Genomic DNA, 23,326 nt, shown 5'->3' on the forward strand with positions numbered 1-23,326 from the left:
GGTGACAGGCACCGTTTCAACTGCTTATTTCTTTGCTCTACGGTATAGGTCCATTGTTTTGTAGCCTGCTGCTAGGATGGTTTCCATTTCGAGCTGGCGTTTTTCTTGGGTTTCTTTTCTTTTGGCGCTGTAGATATAGCGGGCCCAGTCTTTTTGGTAACCCGGTGTTAGTTCGTTGTATATGTTTAATAAGGTTTCATTCTTTTGTAAGTAGTGTTTGATATCTTCTACATTTTCAATGTAGTCATCCACACATTGGCTGTTTTTGGTCTTAGGGGCGTTTTTCTTTTTCGCAGCTATTGCCTTCAGGCCGATTACGGTAAAGACTTCATTGAAACTTACCATTCTTGAAAACTTAAGGTTACTGCCACGATAAAAGCCTTCCTCATCATAATGTTGTTCTGTATAAATACTGTCGCGCTCTATGTATTCCTTATATTTTGGATTGTTTTTCTTCGGGTATGCAAAGTAGATATACCCGTTATCCTTTAATAATTGTTTTTCAACAACTTTCTGCAGATTGATAAGGAAATCCTCTAATTTAAAAATAAAAATAAAGATGAGATCGTATTGTTCTTTTTTTATAGAAGTGTCGTACTCAAGCGCCCTAAAATCCTCAATGTCTTCAGGGGTATTTTGAATAAGCTTTGCTGGATATTTACTGAAATTCAATTTTTCAATTACACTTTTCGTTGAATTTTCTTTCATTTTTATATTCCTCCCATTTGTCCTACTTTTCATTTTATCCTCGGAGTATCAGCTTATCAATTGTCTTTTGTTTAGGTTATTTATGTGTTTAACATAATGCCTGATAAACTGGAAAACCTAGATGAAAAGGAGGTTTAATTGAGATGAAGTTAAAAAAGTTATTATTCATGTTCCTCATGAGTTTTTCTCTTTTCTCTTTAACAGGTTGTGGTCGTGATGAAGAGCCTGAAGAAGGGGAAAAGATTGAAGATGTGGAAGAAGAAGATGAAATCGGCGATGACGAGGTAGATGATGAATAAAGGGTAGGGTTTCAACCTGACGTAATTTAGAAGACCAAATCACATACGATTTGGTCTTTATTTATTCGTATCCCATCCAAAGTAGAATGGGTAGTTATTTGTCATTTTATGATAAAATAGGTTGAAGATTGTGAAAAAATGTAACTTCATACTAGACAAAAATAAATCTTGGAGAACAATAAATGGATGTTTTACTACTAGCGATTGAAAGTGTCTTAACCATGCTTCTGTTAATGGGGACGGGGTATTATTTATCAGCACGAAAATGGTTTACGACCGAGAATTCAGGTCTGATTGCAAAATTAGTTACGAATTTTGCATTACCGGCAAATATGCTTTTCTTCATAATGACGGATTTTTCAAAAAGCAAGTTAATTCATTTAGCTCCTGGATTAATTATACCGATTGCTTCTATCTTAATTACGATGTGTATATCTTTCGGGGCTGTTCGTCTTTTAAAGGTAAAGGAAGGCCGGAAAGGTACTTTTTCTTCAATGTTTTTTAATTCAAACAGTATCTTTATTGGAGTTCCATTAAATTTTGCCTTGTTCGGACCAGAAAGCTTACCATTTGTTCTCCTCTACTATTTTGCCAATACCTTTTTCTTTTGGACATTAGGGGTACAAATGATTAGTAAAGATGGTTTGGATTATGACGCAAGTCAAAATTCTTTTTCCTCGGGTCTAAAAAAGATTTTAAATCCGCCGCTGATTGGATTTTTGCTCGCACTAATTTTATTATTACTTAATGTTAAATTACCAGGCTTTTTAATGTCTTACTTTGAATATTCAGGGAGTTTAGTAACGCCGCTGTCCATGCTTTTTATTGGAATTTCCATTTTCTTCACAGGAATTACTTCAATAAAGTTTTCAAAAGACATGGCCGGAATTTTAATAGGGCGCTTTGTAATTGCACCAGGAATCATGGCGTTGTTGGTTTGGTTTTTACCGATTCCTTTACTTATGAAACAAGTATTTATCATGCAGGCGGCCATGCCTGTTATGACCAATGCACCCGTGGTAGCAAAAGTGTATAAAGCGGACTCAAAATATGCAGCTCTGATGGTGACAATTTCTACGATTGCTTCGTTATTTATTGCACCCATTTGGATGCTGATTATTCAACTGATCGATTAGTAAAAAGCGCTCTTTTGATTCTTTGAGCGTTATTTCCCACAAGTGCTAAAAAAGAATCCAAGGGAAATTTCCTTGGATTCTTTTTGTTTATGAAATAGGTAATCTATTGAAATTATTTTCTATTGATAAATCGTAAACCCGATGTACAATGCGGATGAACATCTACCTGTAACTTTTTGTATTCCTTTTCTAATTGTGCAAGAGATAATTGAAAAAGACTTGTTTTGTCAACTCTATAGACACCATACGTAATAAGTTTGTTAATTAATTCTTTACGTCTTTTCTCTTCATCGTACTTAACAATTTTACCCATTCAATTTCTCCCCTTTTCATTCTGGTTTATTGAAAAAAGCCTTACGATATAGTTAATAAATTTGTCTCTAATTGACCAGTAAGTTGTGTAACGTTCTATATTAATACTATAAACTCATTAATCCGATTAGTCAACTAGGAATTATAGGTGTATTAAAAAAAGCTGTTTTTTTACAGCTAAAATAATAAAGGAAATGGCTATAAAAGCCATTTCCCTATTAACGTTACGGCAGGATATTCCCTGCAGCACGATAAATGCTATACCACTCTTCGCGAGTTAGATGAACTTCGCTAGCTTTTATACAATCCCTCAACCTGTCCACATTCATCGTTCCGATGACTGGCTGCATTTTAGCAGGATGACGGAGCAGCCATGCGATGGCGATGGTGGTATTGCTCACTTCATATTTTGTTGCGATTTCATCTATTTTCTGATTTAATTCAGGGAATTTTTCACTGCCAAGGAAGACACCTTCAAAAAATCCGTATTGGAACGGAGACCAAGGCTGAATAGTAATATCGTTTAGTCTGCAGAAATCAAGCACGCTGCCATCGCGATCAACCGCTGATTCATTCTCCATGTTTACATTAATCCCATTGGAAATCATGTTGGCGTTCGTAATACTTAATTGCAGCTGGTTGGCAACAATGGGCTGCTTCACGAATCTCTGCAGCAGCTGGATTTGCATTGGTTTTTGGTTGGATACTCCAAAATGACGTACCTTTCCGGAGCTTTCAAGGATATCAAACGCCTCTGCTACTTCCTCAGGCTCTACCAAAGCATCTGGACGGTGCAGGAGCAAAACATCAAGATATTCTGTGTTTAAACGTTTTAAGATCCCATCGACGGAATTCAAAATATGTTCTTTAGAAAAATCAAACATACCCTTGCGAATGCCGCATTTTGATTGCAGAATGATGTTCTCGCGTATTTCAGAATTCATATGTATAGCGTCTGCGAAAATTTCCTCACTTGTACCTTCGCCATAGATGTCAGCGTGGTCAAAGAAGTTAGCACCTTCTTCTAAAGCTGATTGAATAAAGATTTCGGCTTCTTTCTTTTCAAGTGATTTCATGCGCATACAGCCAACTGCAACTACTGGTACTTCTAATTTAGTCCTGCCTAGTTTAATCGTCCTCATCCACTATTCCTCCATTTTGGAAAACTTTTCTACCTCTATTTTGTCACATTTTCAGGGCAGTATCAAAAATTATGAATGTGGATTTAGGACAAATCCAAGAAGAGCCCACATAGGATTAATCTTCAAGTTCCTGATTTTTTTCGAATTAGCAGGTCCTAGTTTTTTTAGAACTCAAATACTGTAATTCATGTATCTACTTTCATATGTCTGATCATGGCATAACCGATTTAAAATAGGGGGAAAATATTGAGGAAATAAGCTGTTCAAATTTTTGACAAATCATTTCAAACAAATTGTGAATTTAACACTATACCTATGTTACTAATGTTCGTAACTCATTATAGTGTAAGTATAGAGAACAAGTTAAATTTTGAAAGGTGGAATGACTTATGTTCAATCATTTTTTAAGAGAAAATAAGATCTCTGCAGCTATATTAACTATTATCCGTTTATACCTTGGTTATGCTTGGTTTACAGCTGGTTTTGGAAAAATCACTGGCGGCTTTGACGCTTCTGGATTCCTGAAAAATGCAATTGCAAATCCAGTAAAAGGGCCTGATGGCAATATGGTGTACGGCTGGTACGTAAACTTTTTAGAAAGCTTCGCATTACCGAATATTGATGTTTTCAACTTCATTGTTCCTTGGGGTGAAACACTAATCGGGTTAGGGCTTATGCTTGGATGTTTAACAACTGCCGCAATGTTCTTTGGATTAGTGATGAACTTTAGCTTCTTCTTAGCCGGAACTGTATCTCATAACCCAACTGACATTTTCTTAGGCTTCATCATTTTAACAGCTGGTTACAACGCTGGCCGTATTGGTTTAGACCGCTGGGTGGTACCATTTATCCGCAAAACATTTGGAAAAAGCAATGCGAAAGCAATGGCATAACAAGTAGTAAGATGATTCGTCCCCCTCGAATCACAGATAATATATAAAGCAAAAAGACGATTCGCTCCCCCGCGAATCGTCTTTTTTAATGAAAGAAAAATAGCATCGCCGATATATTCAGATTAACGCCGATATATTTCAATTACCGCTGATAAAATCGATTTATCGCCGATATAATGTTCTTAACACTGACCTATTATCGTACAGCGACAATAAACTTTCGTTTATACAACCAAGATCCCACCATAAAGGACAGTGCGCCCCAAATAACTAATACGCCAATTCCAAACCAGAGTGTACTTGAGAACAATCCTGTTTCATATACCATACTATCTCTCAAGCCCTCGGCAAAATAGGTGAGAGGCAGGAGATTGGATATCGGTTGGATCCAATCCGGCATCGTTTCAATCGGAAAGAAAACGCCGCTCAAAAACATCATGACAAAGCTGACAATGTTGGCAACTCCCATATAAGCATTTTGTGTCGTGCTGAAAGATGAAAATAAGTAACCTAAAGCATTGAAGGAAAGCGCTCCTATTAAAAAGACGATGATCAGGCTTGGGAAATTAATAAAGAGATTTGCACCAAAGAAGAAAACTCCGATTAGTGATAATAGAAGGATTTGAATAATACTGAATAACAGCCTCATGACCATATCGCTTAGGCCAAATATCCCCATTTTTGCAGGTGTCATTCGAAGTCTTTTGATTAAGCCTTTGCGGCGCATTTCGACTAAATCCACCATACCGAACATCCCGCCCTGCGCAATCGATAAGGCAATCATTCCAGTTAATAGGAAGTCTGTATAGTTTAATTCATTCGTTCCAGATGTAAGTGATTCAAATTGAATATCAAAGGTAGGTGCTGCCCCTACAACGGATAAATTAGCCTGTTGAACCATTTTATCAAGAATGGCAGATAACGCTTGAGTGGTCGCCCCGCGCTCATCTTCCTTGTTTACCAAAAGTACAAACGAGGTGTCATCTGCTGACGCTGGCAAGACAATCGCCGCATCCACTTCCTTGTCCTTTACCCATTGCTCAGCGGTATCACGACTAACCGGTTTATCTGTTTTTACCTCAAGAATGGGCAGTTGAGTGATTTGTGTTACTAGCATTTCGGAGGTCGGATTAGGGCTTTCGGCTACGATTGCAATTTCGGATTGAAATTCGTCATCTGAACTTCCGCTAAAAATAACCATAAAGATGACCATTAAGATAACAGGGAAGAAGATTCCCCAAAACCAAGCTTGTTTTTCACGAAGGGTCAATTTTAAATGTGCTCCGAACATCTTTTTAAATTGGTTAAAATTGTTCAATCTAATCCCTCCATTCCTTACCAGTAAAGGCAATAAAGACATCCTCTAAGCTCATTTCGCGGATGGAGACTTGTTCCACTTGATAATTCCTTTCCTTTGTAAATTTAAATAAATCCAGGAGGGTATCCTCCGGTTTAATCGTCCAAAGCTTTAATACAACACCTTCAAGCTGGGTTCGGGATACAGAATTTAGATGGTTTGCGAAAGCGACAGCCTCGTTCGCAGCTTCTTCACTGTCAAGAAAGGCCAATCGTACTTCTCGTTCTTTTGTTAATTTTTCAATTAGTGCAGCCGGGGTATCGATTGTTACAATGTTTCCTTGGTCAACAATACATACCCGATCGCTTAATTTTTCTGCTTCTTCCATATAATGTGTCGTTAGAATGGTGGTTTTTCCTAGCTTTTTGAGCTCGAGAATGATATCCCAAATATGCCGGCGAGCCTGAGGATCAAGGCCAGTAGTCGGTTCATCAAGGAAAATAATATCGGGATCGCTGATCATCGCCAGTCCAATCGCAAGCCTTTGGCGCTGACCGCCTGATAGTTTTTTTACTTGATTTTTCCGGTGTTCCGTAAGATTTATTAGTTCTAAAATCTCGTCAGTGGGACGCGCCTTTTCATAGAATGTGGCAAAAAGATCTAAATTTTCTTCAGGGGTTAATAAGTCAAACATGGCACTAGCTTGGGGCTGAACACCAATCTTCATCTTTATGGCAACACCATGATGGCTCCAGTTCATTTCGCCAAAATGGATTTCGCCGTGGTCAGGTGTTACCAATCCTTCAATCATTTCAAGCGTGGTCGTTTTTCCTGCACCATTTGGTCCAATGATGGTGAACACTTCTCCAGCTTGGACGGAGAAACTAATATCCTTCACAGCGATAATATTTCCAAATGATTTTTGAAGATTTTTTACTTCTAAAACGTTCATGTTCTCTCCTGCCTTTCCCTTGGGACCTCAGACTATTGCCCTGTTTTTCTATATGTTCCATTTAAGAAAATCATTCGAACTTTATGTATAATTCATATGAATGATAGCTGTTCAAACTTCCGTCAAATCATTTCAAACAAACTGTGAACTTAACACTATACCCATGTTACTAACCGGCAAAATCCAATATAGTGTAAGTATAAAGAGTAAGTTAATTTTGAAAGGCGGAATGACTTATGTTTAACAACTTTTTAAGAGAAAATAAAATCTCAGCAGCTATTTTAACAATCATTCGTTTATACCTTGGATACGCTTGGTTCACAGCAGGATATGGGAAACTCACAGGCGGATTTGACGCTTCAGGATATTTAAAAAATGCGGTAGCAAATCCAGTAAAAGGTCCAGATGGCAGCATGGTGTACAGCTGGTATGTAAACTTTTTAGAAAGCTTTGCGTTACCAAACATTGATATCTTCAACTTCATCGTTCCTTGGGGTGAACTATTAATCGGTTTAGGTCTTATGCTTGGATGTTTAACAACTGCAGCGATGTTCTTCGGATTAGTCATGAACTTCAGCTTCTTCTTAGCCGGAACTGTATCTCATAACCCAACAGATATCTTCTTAGGGTTCATCATCTTAACAGCAGGTTACAACGCAGGAAGATACGGTTTAGACTGCTGGGTCGTACCATTCATCCGCAAAACAGTTGGAAATAGCAAGGCAAAAGCAGCAGCATAACTGATAGTAGAAAATCAATGATTCGATTCCTCCTCGAATCAACGATATAGCAGCAAAAAGACGATTCGTTCCCCCGCGAATCGTCTTTTTATCGGCTTAAATTATCTTTGCAGATAAATCCCGTTTAACGCAGATATAAATCGATTTACGCAGATATAATCCCATTAACGCAGATATATCACTATCAAGGAAATTTCAATAAGGAGAGCAGACAAAATTCATCACAAGCTCCCTAAAAAAAAGGAATTCAGAAGTGTCTTGTTGAAATAATAACGCCTAACCCTGCAAAAATGAAGGAGATTACATAAATATGATAATTGCACAATCCTTTCAGGTAAAAATCGTCAACGCCTTTGGCCCCGATGGAAAGTCCTGGTTAGAGTCTTTAGAACAAACCGTCAATACCTATTTGAAAAAATGGAATCTTACCAATGAAGGTCCTGTTGAGAATCTTTCCTATAATTATGTCATAAAAGTAACCGATCCTAAGGGAACACCGTTAATCCTAAAGCTCGGTGTCCCGAATTTTGATACGCGAAATGAGATGATAACATTAAAGGCGTATGATGGAAACGGCTGTGCCAAGCTGTTGAAGTCTGATGCGGAAAATGGGGTTATGTTGTTAGAGCGCCTCGTCCCTGGAAGGATGCTGTCTGTGGAAAAAGATGAAAGGTTTGTTACGGAAACTTTTATCAAGGTGTGGAAAGCGATTCGCAGACCTGTCCCAAACGAAACGTCTACCCCATCCCTGACACATTGGTTTGAGGGGCTTCCTCGGTATCAGAAAAATTTCCCTAAAGGTCCAATACCTCAAGAACATATTCAGTTAGCAGAGGACTTTTTCCAACAGGTGATGGATTCATCTGGTGGTCCTGAACTGCTCCATGGCGATCTGCACCATGAAAACATACTGTATTCCGAGAAGCAAGGCTGGATGGCGATTGATCCAAAAGGAGTTGCAGGGGATCCATACTTTGATGTTGTTTCCTTTTTGGTGAATCAATTAGAGTCAAAGGCTGATCCCAAAGGCCTCCTGAAGCTTCGAGTCGATATAATTTGTGAACAGCTGGGTCTTGACCGGCAACGCTTGTTAAAAGCTGCAGTGGCTTTAGGGACACTTTATGCTTGTTGGGGGATTGAGGACCAAGCTGATTGGGAAACCTCTTATCAATGTGTGAATTGGTTTAAAGAATTTCTCGAATAGTGGTTCTAAAAAGGCGATTCGACTTACGAAACGCCTTTTTGCACTTCCGCCATCTAAATAAAGAATGATATAAGCCATTATTAAATAGAGTAATAGTAACTCAATCTATGAATGGTGGTAATGTAATGGAGGAAGTAACCATTGACCCTTTTATCCATGTGCGTATGGTGAAAAGTTTTGAATATGATCCCACAGGTAAAAGGATAAGCTTCATTTCTGATTTTACGGGATTACCGCAGATATGGGAGCTCGACCGAGGTGACAGGTGGCCAGCCCAAACTTCTTTCTCGATGAAAGGGATTACCTTTATCAAATATATTGCGAATACATCGGACCTTATTATTGGGATGGATAGTGATGGCGATGAAAAGGAGCAATTGTATTTATTAAAGGAGGGTAGCGAAAAAATCGCGCTGACAAACTCTCCTGAGCATCTTCATTTGTTTGGCGACAGCTCACCCGATGGAAAATGGATTGCCTGGTCGAGCAACCGACGTAACCAGGAATTTTTAGATATCTATATTCAAAATTTAGAGACATTGGAAATCCGGCTTGTTTTCGCCGCCAATGGAACGTATTTAGTTGAAAAATGGTTTCCAGATGGAAATTCCTTATTGGTTAAAAAGGCAAACTCGCCCCTTGATCATGATTTAGGGGTATTTTCACTTTTAACGGGCGAAATGGACTGGATTACTGGGCATAAGGGGGAAGCAAGCTATAAAGATTTTCATTTTAATAAAACTGGCGATCATATTTATCTATTAACCAATCAGGACAGCGAATTCTATGGACTCGCATTCATTCAGATAGCCAGTAAACAATTGACTTGGCTTGAGCAGGGAGAATGGGATTTTGAAAACCTCGTCATGAATAAGGATAAAAACAAGTTAGCGTTTTCGATGAACGAAGGGGGGATTTCAAAAGGATATTTAGTGGACTTGGACCGTACTCGCCTTTATACGTGGGCAACGCCATTGGGCGTGATCATGAATCTCAGATTTTCCCCTGACCAGCAAAAGGTCGGATTTGTACTGAATGGGCCTGCACTTCCTTCGGATATATGGGAGGTTGAAATCAGTACCATGCAAGCAAAGCGGCTAACGTACATTTCCCGTACACCAATTTTGAAGGAAAAATTAGTGGAGCCCGAACTCATCGCCTACCCATCTTTTGATCACCTTGAAATACCTACCTTTTACTACAAACCCAAGCAGCCGAAGGAGAAATCTCCGGTTGTTGTCTATATTCACGGTGGTCCTGAAAGTCAAACCCGTGCCGTATACAGCCCTTTTTTACAATATTTCTTAAACGAGGGATATGCAGTGGCAGCACCAAATATCCGCGGCAGTACAGGTTATGGAAAAACATACACCCATCTTGATGATGGCCGAAAACGAATGGACGCCGTCAAGGATATCATCTTTTTAGTACAATGGCTAAAACAAACAGGGGAGATTCATCCAGAGAAGATAGCTATTGTCGGGGGGAGCTACGGGGGCTTTATGGTTCTTGCTGCCATTAGTCATTATCCGCATTTGTGGGCAGCTGCGATTGATATTGTTGGTATGTCGAGCCTGAGGACGTTTTTAAAAACAACTAGCCCATGGCGGAAAAAGCTGAGAGAGGCTGAATATGGAACGATTGAACAAGATGGGGAGTTTTTTGATCAAATTGATCCCCTGAATCATGCCGATAAAATTAAAGCCCCATTACTGGTTATACATGGAGTGAATGACCCGCGTGTTTCGGTCCAGGAATCCGAGCAGATTGTCGAGAAACTAAAGGCGCGAAATCACCCTGTTACCTTTATTCGTATCGAAGAGGAAGGACATACGATGGTGAAATTAAAAAATAAAGTAGATTCCTATGCGAAGATGGCTGAATTTCTTCAACAATACTTAGGAAATGATTCTGTTTAGGGATGATTTCATAGGATAATAGTAGGGTTTTGAAATTTATTTCTAAACAGAACAAATGTTTTGTTGTAAGATAAGGAGAGTGATATTTGAATTGGGGTGTAATCAACAATGAATGGTACAGCACACGCAGCAATTGGCGCTGCAACAGGATTTATCGCAGCCAACACGTTTCAAACCTCTCCTTCTGAGACCCTTTTGTTTGTCGGATTAGGAGCCGTTTCGGGATTAATGCCCGATCTTGATATTGATGGAAAGCTTCGCGGCAAAATTACCTTATCCCATAAAGTCATTCGGATGGCAGCACAGTTGATAGGGATCTTGATGATTTTTTATAGTTTTTATGAAGGCAGTGCGACAGAGAAATGGCTTGGCTTGGGGATTGGACTAGGGATTATGGCGATTTCAGGATTTATTAAACAAAAGCATATGTTAACGATCACGGGAATTGGAGTTCTGATGGGAGGCTTCTCTTTATCGGAAACATGGCTAATCCTGCTTGGGGTTTATATCATCATCGCATCCTTGTCCTCGCACCGGAGCTATACCCATTCGATCTTGGGCGTCATATTCTTTGGGTTTATCGCGTCGAAGCTAGAAGTATCTATCGGGATTGATGGTGTCTTCTACACTTGTCTAGCTGGATACATCAGTCATTTAATAGCAGATCTAAAAATACTGCCATTTAATAAACGGGGGATTAAGCTGTTATTACCTGTTTCTTCGGTAGAGTTATAGAAACGGTGCCGGGGTTCGAGTGACCGTAGGTAACGGTCACTCGAAGCAATTTATAGCAACCGATATTTAGAAGTAGGAATCCCTCCCTGCCCCCTGCCATGATCGCCTAACTGTTTACTTCTGGGAAAATAATTAAAATATAGCAGAATTTTCTGGTATAATGTTAATGAAAATACCCGGATACATAGTTAGGAGAGAGAAGATTGGAAGCTTTTTTTGGATTCGCAATCAATATTATCATTACGATTTATTTGGTGATTGATGCTAAAAAGTATGGCAAAAGCCCTGTTCTTTGGGGGATTTTAGGTTTCGTTTTTGGAGCCATTGCGTTAGGAATCTATTTAATTAAGACGGATCGCAAAGTGATTGGCTGGATTGTTACCATTTTAAGTATTATTGGATATTTAGCTTTTATCCTGCTCGTAGGCTTAGCAATTTTAGTTGCAATAGCAGGATTTTCTTGATTTCAAAAAAGGAAGGGGATTCCCCTTCCTTTTTACATTCTTGATATATTCCTCTTGCCCTACTTTTTATAAAGGGAAGACGCTCGTATATGGAATTCTGCAGGAAGTACAATTTTCCTTGGAGTTTCTGGACTTGTTTTTTCAATCCGTTCAATGAGCATTTGAGCTCCCATATATCCAAAATTATAGGAAGGCTGTTCGGCAGCTGTTAGAAAAAGCTCATTCTCCGTATAATTGGGTACCCCATCATAACAAACGACAGCCATCTCTTCAGGGATTTTTATGTTAAATTTTTTTAGAGCTTTTACTGTATTTAAACCTAAAAAGTTACTTGTCGCAAAAATAGCAGTCGGACGCTCACTTACAGGCAACTGAATAAGCTTTTTAATCGTACTGGAAACATCGGTATCCTGGAATAATGGACTTTGGTGAATCCAATTTTGGTTAAGCGGCAGCCCGTGTAATTGAAGAGTATCACAATACGCTTGATGACGTTCCCTTGATGTGGCAACATCTAGTGGACCATTGATGATGGCAATTCTTTTATGCCCTTGCTCAATTAGATGTTCTATTAACTTTCGAGTGGTTGTTTCATTATCACTTAGAACTTGATCACATCTTAGGTCATGGATGAAGCGATCGATTAAAACAAAGGGGATATTGTGTTTGGTCAGCTTTCGGATGTTTTTTTTCGAAGAGTCGCTCGCAGGAGCAATCAGAACACCATCTGACCCAGTTGAAATAAGCATGTCAATATACTTTGATTCTTTTTCAATATTTTCATCACTATTGCAAAGCAACAGTTGATAACCCATTTGCAGGGCTTTGTCTTCTGCACCACGAGCGACACTAGTAAAAAACGGGTTAGATATATCGGTAATCATTAACGATAAAATTTTCGTTTTCTTGGAGACTAAGCTTCTCGCTGAACTGTTTGGTATAAAATTCAATTCTTTAATAACCGCCTCAACCTTTTTCCTCGTTTGTTCACTGATTTTATCTGAATGGTTAATCACTCGAGAGACGGTCATAGCAGAGACATTGGCTTTTTTTGCTATATCATAAATCGTTACCAATTGAAATCCCCCTAATTAGATGAAACTTACTTTCATTGTAATTATCTCGTTACCATTTATCAAGGAAATAATGTTAACGATAACATTAAGTAAAGCATTTTAATAAAAATGCAGAAGTGGTAGACAAATGAATTCTTAAAAGTTATATTTATGTTATCGGTAACACTGCGAATCCATCTAAAAAAGGAGAGGCTAGAATGGAAAAGGTTAAACTTACGCTGCCAACAGAAGATCAAATCGCCTGGCAGAATTTAGACTTAGGAGTATTTTGTCATTTTGGAATAAATACCTTTTGCGATCAAGAATGGGGAGAAGGCAAAGATTCCCCACAATTATTTAATCCTAAAGAATTAGTTGCAGGACAATGGGTCAAGCTTGCAAAGGATGCAGGATTCAAATACTTTATATTAACGGCGAAACACCATGATGGTTTTTGCCTTTGGCCGACTGCGACTACGGATTATTCAGTAAAATCTAGTCCTTGGAAAGACGGTAAGGGTGATATCGTCCGTGAATGTGCAGATGCCTGTCAAAAGGAAGGATTGCACTTTGGCATCTACCTATCACCATGGGACCGACATGAACCTTGTTATTCAGATATTGAAGCCTATGATGATTTTTATAGTCAGCAACTGACAGAGTTGATGACACAATATGGCCCATTAATCGAGGTTTGGTTTGATGGAGCAGGGTCAGAAGGCAGAAAATATAATTGGGAAAGAATCGTCGGGATTGTTAAACAATATCAACCAAATGCGATGATCTTTAATATGGGGCAGCCAACCATTAGATGGGTGGGTAACGAAGACGGAGTAGCACCATATCCTTGCTGGAATACAGAAAGTGCAGCGAAAATCAGTATGTTTTCCAATGAAAAAGTGGCATGGCTTCCAGGGACACCTGATTGGTTACCGGCAGAATGCGATGTTCCAATTCGAAAAAACCATTGGTTTTGGCATCCTAACGATGAAGACAGTTTGCTGTCAATGGATGAATTAATGCATATCTACTATCATTCGGTGGGACATGGGACCAATTTATTGTTGAATATTTCCCCTGATGACCGGGGATTGGTTCCTGAAGTGGATGCAAAAAGACTATTGGAATTTGGCGCTGAAATAAAAAGAAGATTTTCAAATCCACTAGGTAAGATCTCAGGGAGTGGAAATGAAGTAGTCTTAGAATTAGAAAAAGAAACTTCTATCGATCATATCCTAATAATGGAAGATATTGCATTTGGCGAACGTGTCAGGAAATTTGAAATAGAGGCTAATGTGGATGGAAAGTGGGCCTCCATTGCAGCAGGTACCGCCATTGGTCATAAGTTCATTAAACAAGTAACGCCAGTAAAAGCGAGAGAATTAAAACTGAGAATACTAGAGACGGTAGAAAATCCAATCATAAGAGAGTTTTCCTGTTTTAATTCTGAAGAGTAGAATAGATTCAGGCTTCTATCATTTTAAAAATTCATTTATTGACATACTTATATTTGTTTGCTAGATTCGTGTTATCGATAACACGAATCTTTTTCATTAAGTAAACTTGTATCCTGCTATTTTTTAATAGAAAATCAAAGGTCCAAAAAATGGTACCTCTGTCAGGTGCATAATTCATATGCTAAAATAGTAACAAAGGGGTGACAGTATATTGAAAAAATTAAGAGAACGACTAAAACCTTTAACGACCAAAGGAAAAATTGAATATTTAATTGAATATTATTCCTTTCACTTTATTGCTGTGATAGTTGTCATTTTCTTTCTCATCTTGGGATTTAATACGTTAGGTAATCAACCGAAAGAGATTCTAGCTGTACGGGTGGTTGGAGCCAACTTTAATGATGGACAAGCAATAGAATTACAAAAAGAGTTAGAGGGATTTAAAATTGAGAGTAAACGCTCCCAAAAAGAGCAATTGTCTATCAATGCGATTAATACAAGCGAGGCAGCGAGAGATTCTGAGAAAATAGGGGAATTTCAAAAATTGGCTGCGGAAATGGCAGCAAAAGAGGTTGATGTACTGCTTGTAGATGAAGAGACCTTTCACTTATTTAATAAAGAGGGTAATTTATATGATTTGAGCAGTTTAAAAGGCATTAAGGATTGGAAAGAAACAAAATATTCTTCGAGTCAGGACAATATAACAGGTATAGATGTTACTAATGTTTCTCAGTTTTCTTCACTAGCTGGAAGTAACCAACCGCTTATTCTTGCTGTAATGGCGAATACGGAACGAATTGATGAAGTCAATAAATTTATCGATTATCTAAATTAAAACTCTATTTTAAAGGGAGATTTATCTGATTTAATTTTTGCGGAAGGATGGTGATCATCATGTTTGATAGACTTGAAAAAATAAAGATCTTTAGAAAGTTTTTATTATCCTATCTATTGATTCTCACTATTCCACTATTCACGAGTTTTGTCGTATATCAAGTAAGTGTTCATAAAATAAAAGAAAATGCTACTGAAAACAGTCAAAACTTGCTAAATCAGACGAAAGAGATTATTGACAAAAGAAATGATGAGATTGAGAATTTTGTCTATCAGCTGTCTTTGAATCCGGAAATTAATCAATTGATGTATCGAAAGTCAAATACGGATATAAATATCCCTTATGATATCTATAAAGTTCAAAATAGTATTAATCCGTATTGGTATACGAACAAATTGTTTAGGAATTTTTATATCTATTTTAACCAGATTGAAACCATCGTATCACCTAATTCATCGTACATGCGTACAAAGGACTATTATAATAGCCATGTCTATGAAGGACTAAGTTATGAGGATTGGAAAAAAAGCATCAATGAAACGTATCTTTCCCGTCATTATTTACCCGCTGCGAATGTGAAGATGGGGGAAAAGACAGAATCGATTATTACTTATGTACAATCGCTCCCATTTAATAGTAAAAATCCGAAAGCCAATATCGTGGTAATGATTGACGAAACAGAAATCACAACATTATTGAATAGAATTTCTTCTCAATACGACGGTTCAACCTTTATTCTTGACGACAAAGGAAATGTAATTGTAGGCGATAACATGGATAAAAACATGGTTTCTTTTGACAAGTCTGCTGGTAAATTCTCCATCAAAGGTCAAGACAAGAAATATATGTATATTGAAACGAAGTCTAAGAATAATAAGTGGACGTATGTTGCCGTCATTTCAAAAGAGAAATTATCAGAGGATGTTAGTTATATTCAAACGATCAGTTCGGTCCTTGCATTTCTGACCATTATGGTTGGACTATTTACTGCACTCCTTTTTTCATATAAAAGTAGTATTCCTCTAAATCGGCTTCTGGGGGTTATGAAAATTACTGAAATCGGAAAAGCTGCCAATCCATATGATTTTATCCACAGCAATGTAGAAGATATCATTGCGAATAATGACCGACTAAAGGTCAAGATCCAAGACCAGTTACCTATTTTGCAAGATTCGGTGATTCGAAAATTAGCTGCTGGAGAGTTTACTTCTTCAAAAGAGGCTCGTGCTTTAATGGAACAAGCGAACCTACCGTTAAAGGGGTCCTTTGGTTATGTTGGTATCGTACAAATTATACATATGCTGGATGAACTAGATAAAGAAATGTTAGATGAAATGAATGTGGCACAGCTCTTTATTCAAAATGAATTAACGGAATATTTTAATGGAGAGGCACTGCTCTCCAATATTGATAAGGATCAAGTTCTTTTCCTATTATCCTCTGATAAAAAAATATCCATTGAGGAAATGAAAAAATTGGAAAATACTCTTCATTTGTTTATTAAACAAATGGAAGATAAATTTAGAATGAAAGTGAATATTGGTATCGGCAGTCCATTTGAACTGTTAACAGATATTCATCAATCTTTTGAGGAGGCAAAGTTAAGTTTACCATTTATTCAAACCATTCAAGGTCAAGGCTCTCTATATAAACATGAGCATCAATATCAAGAAGACGCCATTGATTATTACTACCCTATTGAGGTAGAACTTCGTCTGATTAATGCAGTAAAGAACGGAGAAATCAATGAGGTAAATGAGCTGATTGAGAAAATCCTTGTTGAAAATGTGGAAACAAGGGTGTTAACGCATCAGAACGGAACCCAATTATTAGCTGCATTAAATGGGACAATGGTGAGAATTCTTTCAAAAAATACACAATTGAACAGTGCAAAGGCAGATGAAATACGGGAACGCCTAGAAGAACTGTTGTTGAAAAAGGGCAGCTTTCATCATAATATCGAGCAGATAAAGGAAATGATGATGGAAATTGCTCAGTGTATTTATGAAAATAAGTTCGTAGGCAGGCAGCAAGTGATTCATAGGATGAAGGAATGGATTAAACACCATTTTAGTGATCCCGATTTAACAATGCATAAAATTTCGGAAGCTGTTGATCTTCCTGAAAAAATGGTTCCATTGATTTTTAAAGAACATGTTGGAGTAAATATTTCTGATTTTATTGAGGACGTACGGATTAACTTTGCAAAAACAAAATTGATGCACTCCGATGACACGATTGATGAAATCGCTGTGCTTTCCGGTTATAACAGCGCACATTCCTTTAGGCGTGCCTTTAAACGCAATACGGGAACTTCGCCATCAGAATTTCGAAAAATGATGAAAAGTGCGTAAGAAAAGGGAAAAATATAGGTTTTTAAAAAAATGTACCCTATAAATTAATTGTACGGTTTCATATCCAATTGCTGAAAAAACCCTTGATACTAAAGGGTTTTTTTATTGTACGTTATGAAATTAATCGTATCTTTCCTATTTTTCAAATTTAAATTATGATAGCGGTAACATTTGGAAGATTAAGATTTTTACAGCAATGCAACCGATTATAAATGGGGGGGTTTTATGAAAGCAGAAGTATTGGATCAAAAGGAAATGAAGCATGTTGGTATTAAAAAGGAATTTGTGTCAAAACGTTCGAGGTGGAAGAAAGTAAGGAAACACTGGCAATTATATTTTCTTGTTGCGGTCCCGCTGGTTTTTTTATTCATCTTTAAGTATGTTCCGATGGCGGGGATTGTCATCGCTTTTAAAGATTATAGTGTAGTAAAAGGGATTGCTGGGAGCGACTGGGCTGGATTGAAGTATTTCCAATCGTTTTTTAATAGTCCAAACTTTTCTCTCTTATTAAAAAACACACTTGGGTTAAGCGTTTACGGACTAATTGTCGGGTTTATTTGTCCGATTATATTAGCATTAGCATTAAATGAAGTTCAAAATGCCCGTTTCAAAAAGTTAGTGCAAACGGTTACGTATGCACCGTACTTTATCTCTACTGTCATTATGGTGTCAATCATTATCTTGTTTCTATCACCAAATGCAGGAATTGTTAATAATATCTTAGGTTTATTCGGATTAGAGCCAATCAATTTTTTAGGGAATCCAACTTATTTTAAATCCATCTATGTTTGGTCAGATGTGTGGCAAAACACCGGATACGCGACAATTATTTACTTAGCTGCACTTGCTGGAGTAGATACACAATTGTATGAAGCGGCGAAGGTCGACGGAGCGAATCGCTTTCAAAAAATAATGAATGTCGATTTGCCAGGAATATTCCCAATTATTATCGTCTTATTGATTCTTAATGTCGGGAGTATCATGTCGCTGGGATTTGAAAAAATCTATCTATTGCAAAATCCATTAAATACGAATTCATCCGAGGTTATTTCCACTTATGTATATAAGGTCGGATTACTTGGAGCGAACTTTAGTTTTGCATCAGCCGTAGGCTTATTCAATTCCGTTGTTAACTTCATATTAATTTTTACTGCTAACAGTATCTCCAAGCGATTCTCGTCATCAAGCTTATGGTAGGAGGGAAGGATATGAAGAAAACGAAACATATCAGGATAAAAGAATCAAAAGCTGATCGCTTTTTTATGGGGGCTGTTTACGTATTCTTAGCTCTCGTTTTAATTGCTGTGCTCTACCCGCTAATCTATATTGTCAGCGCTTCATTTAGTAGTGCATCTGCGGTAACATCTGGACGTGTATGGCTGTTTCCTGTAGAACCAACGCTATTAGGTTACTCGACGGTATTTAAGAATCCTCAAATTCTCCAAGGATTCTCGAATTCACTGTTTTACACCGTTGTAGGGACCATTATTAGTGTAAGTATAACGATTATGCTTGCTTATCCTCTTTCAAGAAAATCGTTTTATGGACGTAAACTGATTATGATCCTACTTGTTTTTACGATGATTTTTGACGGTGGATTAATACCGCTGTATCTTGTAGTGAAAAATTTAAATTTAATCGATACGATTTGGGCTCTTTTACTTCCATCGGCTCTTGCCGTGTTCCAGGTCATCATTGCACGGACATTCTTTCAATCTACGATTCCAGATGAATTAGTAGAGGCGAGTGAGATGGACGGCTGCAGTGATATTGGCTTTATCTTTAAAGTGGTCTTGCCACTAGCGAAGCCGATTATTGCGGTTCTTGTTCTCATGTATGCCGTTATGAAGTGGAATATGTACTTTGATGCCTTGATTTATTTAAAGTCCGAAGAACTATTTCCATTACAGATTATTTTAAGAAGCATTCTCATTTTAAATACTGATCCATCAGCAAATGTTGAAGATATTTTGAAGATGCAAGGATTAAAAGAATTAATGAAGTATTCATTAATTGTGATTTCAAGCCTTCCAGTTTTAGTACTGTATCCATTTGTACAAAAACATTTTGTCAAAGGAATGTTAATTGGATCAGTAAAAGGATAATTACACTTTAAAACGTTTTAAATTTAAATAACGTAATAAAAATGAAGGAGATGTTTATATGAAGAAATTATCAATGATTTTTCTACTTTTAGTTTCAGCTGTCTTACTGATTGCTGGCTGTGTTCCTAGCAAGAACAGTTCATCAGACAATTCAACAAGTGAAGGTTCAGATCCAAATGGACCAATTGAAGTATCCATTTTCACACCAACTATTTCGTACGATCCGGTATTTGATCGAGAAAAAAATGAATTTACGAAAATGGTGGAAGAAAAATTTAATATCAAAATTAACTGGCAAGATGCGAATCAAGATGCAGCAAAAGAAAAGCGGCAATTATCACTGGCTAGTGGTGACTATCCAGATGCTTATTTGCTAGTTGCTTGGTTAGATAATATTTCAAAAGTAGAAGCTGCAAAGTATGGGAAAGAAGGCGTCTTTCTACCGTTAAATGATTTAATAAATGAACACGCGCCAAATCTTCAAAAATTGATGACAGAGGTTCCATATTTAGAAAAAGGAATGACCGCACCGGATGGTAATATTTATGCTCTGCCTCCAGTAAATGAATGTTTCCATTGTTCTAAATATGGGAAAATGTGGATTAATACAGATTGGTTAGACAAGCTAAATTTAGAAATGCCAACCACAACAGAAGAATTCAAAACAGTTATGCAAGCATTTAAGAATAATGATCCAAATGGAAATGGTAAAAAAGATGAAATCCCAATAAGCGGAGAAAGCACAATGCTTGGCGATGACCCAACTATCTTTTTAATGAATTCCTTTATTGCGAATAATGGAAAAGATTATATTAATGTAAATAATGGGGAATTATTATTAGCTGCAACGCAGCCAGAGTGGAAAGATGGGTTGAAATATATTCATTCGTTATATAAAGAAGGATTAATCGATCAAGGTGCATTTACTCAAAATGCAGAAGCTTATAAACAATTGGGTACACCAAAAGGAGATGTTGTCCTCGGAGGGGGTGCTGCAAGTCATTTGGCGGTTATTTCAGATATCGCTTTGGAACCATCAAAAGCATATGATGTTGTTCCTCCGTTAAAAGGGCCTGGTGGTGCTCAATTTACACCTTCTGATTATGGCAGTGTCAATAATTTCACTTTTGCCATTACCAATAAAGCAAAAGGGAAAAAAGCGGAAGCATTAATTAAATTAGCGGACTTCTTATATTCAGAAGAAGGTTCCATGATGACTGCAAGAGGTAAAGAAGGTGTTCATTGGAAAAAGGGTGGTCCAGAAGATATTGATTTAACAGGTAAACAAGCAAAATATGTGATTATCCCTGAAGAATCTGACATGAAAGAGGAAGATAAGGTAGAGTACGGATGGGGAGAAAGAGGTCCTCTAGGACTGACAAGAACACTTAGAGATTCAATTGCAGCTGAACAAGATGAATTCTCTTTAGAAGGATATGAGAGAAGATTGTATAACGCGACGCTAAAATACGACGGATTCGAACCGAAAGAACAATTTAACTTTGAAGCAGCTTGGGTTGATCCGAAAGACGCCGATGAAGTGAACTTATTAAAAATCAATATGAATAAGTACATTGAAGAAAACATGGTTCAATTTGTGACAGGTTCAAAAGACATCGAGAAAGACTGGGATAAGTATATTGATGGCTTTAAAAATTTACAAGTTGACCGCTATTTAGAAATCTATCAAAAAGCATATGACGCAGGAAAATAAAAACTAACATGATTAAAAAGAATACACGAAAGTCTTAAACTGACGTGTATTCTTTTTTTATTAAGGTGGGACAGATCGATATGACAGTAAAAATCATTGATGTAAGTGAATACGGGGGAGAAGCAAATTCATGTAAGGATCATTCACCTATCGTTCATCAACTTTTACAAGATATAAAAGGAATGAAGGAGGATATCATTCTTTCTTTTCCTAAAGGGATCTATCATTTTTACCCAGATCATGCACAGAAACGAAATTTCCATACATCGAATACGGATACGGTAAGGCATCCGATTAAAACGGTTTGCTTTCTAATCGAAGAACAAGAGAATTTAACGATTGAAGGAAATGGTTCATTCTTTTATTTTCATGGCGATGTGATGGGATTAGGGGTTTTTCACTCGAAAAATATCACTTTACAAAACTTCTCATGGGATTATGAGGTATCAACACTTTCAGAATTAGTCGTCGAGAGAACCGTTGCTGAGGATGGAAGTTATTATGCGGAATATAAATTAGAAGAACATGTTCCCTATGAAGTTAGTGAAAATCAACCCAACTTTTACTGGTTAAGTGAAAGAAGCCCTTACTCTAATGAATATTATTGGAAAGATGAAGGCTCAAAAAATGATATGGTCATTGTTGGATTTGACGAGTCGAACGGAGTGAAAAGAAGATTTGGAGTGAATGGAGGACCCTTCGCGGATAATAGACGGAAAATAGAAGAATTAGAAAAAGGAAAAATTCGTATCCACTATAACCACTCGCTGCCAAAGGCCGTTGTGGACAAGCGTGTGTTTGAATTTTGTAAAGTAATCGACCGGAATACGGCTGGTGCTATGATTTGGGAAAGTGAGCAAGTATGTTTGTCTAACATAACCATTCATTATTTGCATGGTTTTGGCTTCTTAGTGCAAATGAGTGGTGATATTACGTTTCAGTCGACTGAATTCGTGCCAAATACCGCGATGGGTAAGCATGGATCAAGCTTTGCTGATTCCATTCATGTGTCTGGCGCGAAAGGTGTAATTACTGTGGATGGGTGCACCTTCATGCATCAACACGATGACCCCATTAATATCCATGGAACGTTCACCAGAGTACAAAAAATCATTGATGAAAAAAAAGTAGAAGTCATTTATGCTCATCGGCAGCAAAGCGGATTCCCACAATATCATCTAGGTGATAGAGTAGTCTTTTTTAATCGTGCAACGATGGGGGATGAATTTGAAGATGAGTATGAAGTAACGAGTGTGGTTCATCCAGGACAGGATGGAAATGATCTTCAAACCATGCAAGTTTCGTTCAACAAAGAGCTGCCTTTCGATTGTGTGGAAAATGAGAAAGGTGAATACTTATATGTCATGGAAAATGTGACGTATACACCAGAAGTAGTGATTAAGAATAATAGGTTTAATCATGTTCCAACTAGAGGAATTCTCTGTACTACACGTAGGAAAGTGTTGATTGAAGATAATCATTTTCAAAATATTACGATGAGTACGATCTTTATTTCCAATGATTCAAATGATTGGTACGAATCTGGTCCTGTCAGAGATATGACGATTCGGGGGAACACTTTTCATGTAAGTCACGTTGATGATTGGGATTATCGTAAACCAGCTATCTATATCCATCCGATTCCACTTGGCGAGATCCCATCTCCAGTACCGATTCACAAAAATATTACAGTGGAAAATAACACATTCTATATGCAGCATGAATATGTGGTTTCAGCAGAAAACGTTGAAAATTTAACCATAAAAGGAAATAAAATTGTTAAGGTAGGTCCGAATAGTCATTACGATGGTATTCACGATGTGTTATTTGAATTCGACACATGTAAAAATGTTTTACTAGAAGGTAATACCTATGAAGGTGACTTCGCACCATCTGCTGCGATGAAACATATGGAAGAAAGAGATTTAACAATTAACAATGAACAGACCGTGGTGTTTGATACTAAAAGTCTGTTCGGGGCGAAAAAGAATAATTGAGAATGGGA

At 37.5% G+C, this 23,326-nt stretch carries 21 protein-coding genes; 15 read left to right on the forward strand and 6 right to left on the reverse strand.

Features of this window, described 5'->3' with window-relative positions:
• Positions 1-24: 24 nt before the first annotated feature.
• Positions 25-708, reverse strand: coding sequence for a YdeI/OmpD-associated family protein (locus V7108_RS15330; protein WP_335568709.1), 684 nt, complete (start codon positions 706-708; stop codon positions 25-27).
• A gap of 143 nt (positions 709-851) precedes the next feature.
• On the opposite strand from V7108_RS15330, the gene V7108_RS15335 reads away from it, so the two are divergent.
• A complete protein-coding gene (locus tag V7108_RS15335; protein WP_335568710.1) occupies positions 852-1,007 on the forward strand; it encodes a hypothetical protein in 156 nt (51 codons plus the stop codon).
• Between the two features lie 182 nt (positions 1,008-1,189).
• Positions 1,190-2,143 (forward strand): AEC family transporter, encoded by a 954-nt coding sequence (locus tag V7108_RS15340; RefSeq protein ID WP_335568711.1) that lies wholly within the window; start codon positions 1,190-1,192, stop codon positions 2,141-2,143.
• Between the two features lie 112 nt (positions 2,144-2,255).
• Here the strand turns inward: V7108_RS15340 and V7108_RS15345 are convergent, their stop codons facing one another.
• A complete protein-coding gene (locus V7108_RS15345; protein ID WP_335517937.1) occupies positions 2,256-2,456 on the reverse strand; it encodes a Fur-regulated basic protein FbpA in 201 nt (66 codons plus the stop codon).
• 223 nt (positions 2,457-2,679) lie between these two features.
• Positions 2,680-3,597, reverse strand: a complete 918-nt coding sequence (locus V7108_RS15350; protein WP_335568712.1) for an aldo/keto reductase — start codon at positions 3,595-3,597, stop codon at positions 2,680-2,682.
• A gap of 389 nt (positions 3,598-3,986) precedes the next feature.
• Between V7108_RS15350 and V7108_RS15355 the strand changes: the two genes are divergently transcribed.
• Positions 3,987-4,490: a DoxX family protein gene (locus V7108_RS15355; protein ID WP_335568713.1), complete on the forward strand. Its 504-nt coding sequence runs from the start codon at positions 3,987-3,989 to the stop codon at positions 4,488-4,490.
• A gap of 196 nt (positions 4,491-4,686) precedes the next feature.
• Here the strand turns inward: V7108_RS15355 and V7108_RS15360 are convergent, their stop codons facing one another.
• Entirely contained in the window at positions 4,687-5,808 is a 1,122-nt protein-coding gene (locus V7108_RS15360; RefSeq protein WP_335568714.1) for an ABC transporter permease, read from the reverse strand.
• 1 nt (position 5,809) lies between these two features.
• On the reverse strand, positions 5,810-6,739 hold the full coding sequence (locus V7108_RS15365) for an ABC transporter ATP-binding protein (protein ID WP_335568715.1): 930 nt from the start codon (positions 6,737-6,739) through the stop codon (positions 5,810-5,812).
• Positions 6,740-6,975: 236 nt separating this feature from the next.
• On the opposite strand from V7108_RS15365, the gene V7108_RS15370 reads away from it, so the two are divergent.
• From V7108_RS15370 to V7108_RS15390, 5 genes are all read left to right on the forward strand, one after another.
• Complete coding sequence (locus tag V7108_RS15370) at positions 6,976-7,479, forward strand: DoxX family membrane protein (RefSeq protein ID WP_335568716.1); 504 nt, start codon at positions 6,976-6,978, stop codon at positions 7,477-7,479.
• Positions 7,480-7,789: 310 nt separating this feature from the next.
• Entirely contained in the window at positions 7,790-8,683 is an 894-nt protein-coding gene (locus tag V7108_RS15375) for an aminoglycoside phosphotransferase family protein (protein ID WP_335568717.1), read from the forward strand.
• Between the two features lie 125 nt (positions 8,684-8,808).
• Entirely contained in the window at positions 8,809-10,602 is a 1,794-nt protein-coding gene (locus tag V7108_RS15380; protein WP_335568718.1) for a S9 family peptidase, read from the forward strand.
• Between the two features lie 108 nt (positions 10,603-10,710).
• A complete protein-coding gene (locus V7108_RS15385) occupies positions 10,711-11,337 on the forward strand; it encodes a metal-dependent hydrolase (protein ID WP_335568719.1) in 627 nt (208 codons plus the stop codon).
• Positions 11,338-11,540: 203 nt separating this feature from the next.
• Positions 11,541-11,801: a hypothetical protein gene (locus V7108_RS15390; protein ID WP_335568720.1), complete on the forward strand. Its 261-nt coding sequence runs from the start codon at positions 11,541-11,543 to the stop codon at positions 11,799-11,801.
• Between the two features lie 59 nt (positions 11,802-11,860).
• On the opposite strand, the gene V7108_RS15395 is transcribed toward V7108_RS15390, so the two are convergent.
• Positions 11,861-12,877: a LacI family DNA-binding transcriptional regulator gene (locus V7108_RS15395; RefSeq protein WP_335568721.1), complete on the reverse strand. Its 1,017-nt coding sequence runs from the start codon at positions 12,875-12,877 to the stop codon at positions 11,861-11,863.
• 197 nt (positions 12,878-13,074) lie between these two features.
• Between V7108_RS15395 and V7108_RS15400 the strand changes: the two genes are divergently transcribed.
• From V7108_RS15400 to V7108_RS15430, 7 genes are all read left to right on the forward strand, one after another.
• Positions 13,075-14,313, forward strand: a complete 1,239-nt coding sequence (locus tag V7108_RS15400) for an alpha-L-fucosidase (protein ID WP_335568722.1) — start codon at positions 13,075-13,077, stop codon at positions 14,311-14,313.
• A gap of 211 nt (positions 14,314-14,524) precedes the next feature.
• Positions 14,525-15,148 (forward strand): hypothetical protein, encoded by a 624-nt coding sequence (locus tag V7108_RS15405; RefSeq protein ID WP_335568723.1) that lies wholly within the window; start codon positions 14,525-14,527, stop codon positions 15,146-15,148.
• Between the two features lie 59 nt (positions 15,149-15,207).
• Positions 15,208-17,502, forward strand: a complete 2,295-nt coding sequence (locus V7108_RS15410) for a helix-turn-helix domain-containing protein (RefSeq protein ID WP_335568724.1) — start codon at positions 15,208-15,210, stop codon at positions 17,500-17,502.
• Positions 17,503-17,757: 255 nt separating this feature from the next.
• The gene (locus tag V7108_RS15415) at positions 17,758-18,699 is read left to right on the forward strand and encodes an ABC transporter permease (RefSeq protein ID WP_335568887.1); all 942 of its coding nucleotides are present in this window, start codon (positions 17,758-17,760) and stop codon (positions 18,697-18,699) included.
• A gap of 11 nt (positions 18,700-18,710) precedes the next feature.
• Positions 18,711-19,607 (forward strand): carbohydrate ABC transporter permease, encoded by an 897-nt coding sequence (locus V7108_RS15420; RefSeq protein ID WP_335568725.1) that lies wholly within the window; start codon positions 18,711-18,713, stop codon positions 19,605-19,607.
• Positions 19,608-19,665: 58 nt separating this feature from the next.
• The gene (locus tag V7108_RS15425; protein ID WP_335568726.1) at positions 19,666-21,321 is read left to right on the forward strand and encodes an extracellular solute-binding protein; all 1,656 of its coding nucleotides are present in this window, start codon (positions 19,666-19,668) and stop codon (positions 21,319-21,321) included.
• Positions 21,322-21,401: 80 nt separating this feature from the next.
• Positions 21,402-23,318, forward strand: a complete 1,917-nt coding sequence (locus tag V7108_RS15430) for a right-handed parallel beta-helix repeat-containing protein (protein WP_335568727.1) — start codon at positions 21,402-21,404, stop codon at positions 23,316-23,318.
• Positions 23,319-23,326 lie beyond the last annotated feature (8 nt).

The sequence above is a fragment of the Neobacillus vireti genome, assembly GCF_036962345.1.
GTDB lineage: Bacteria > Bacillota > Bacilli > Bacillales > Cytobacillaceae > Neobacillus > Neobacillus vireti_A.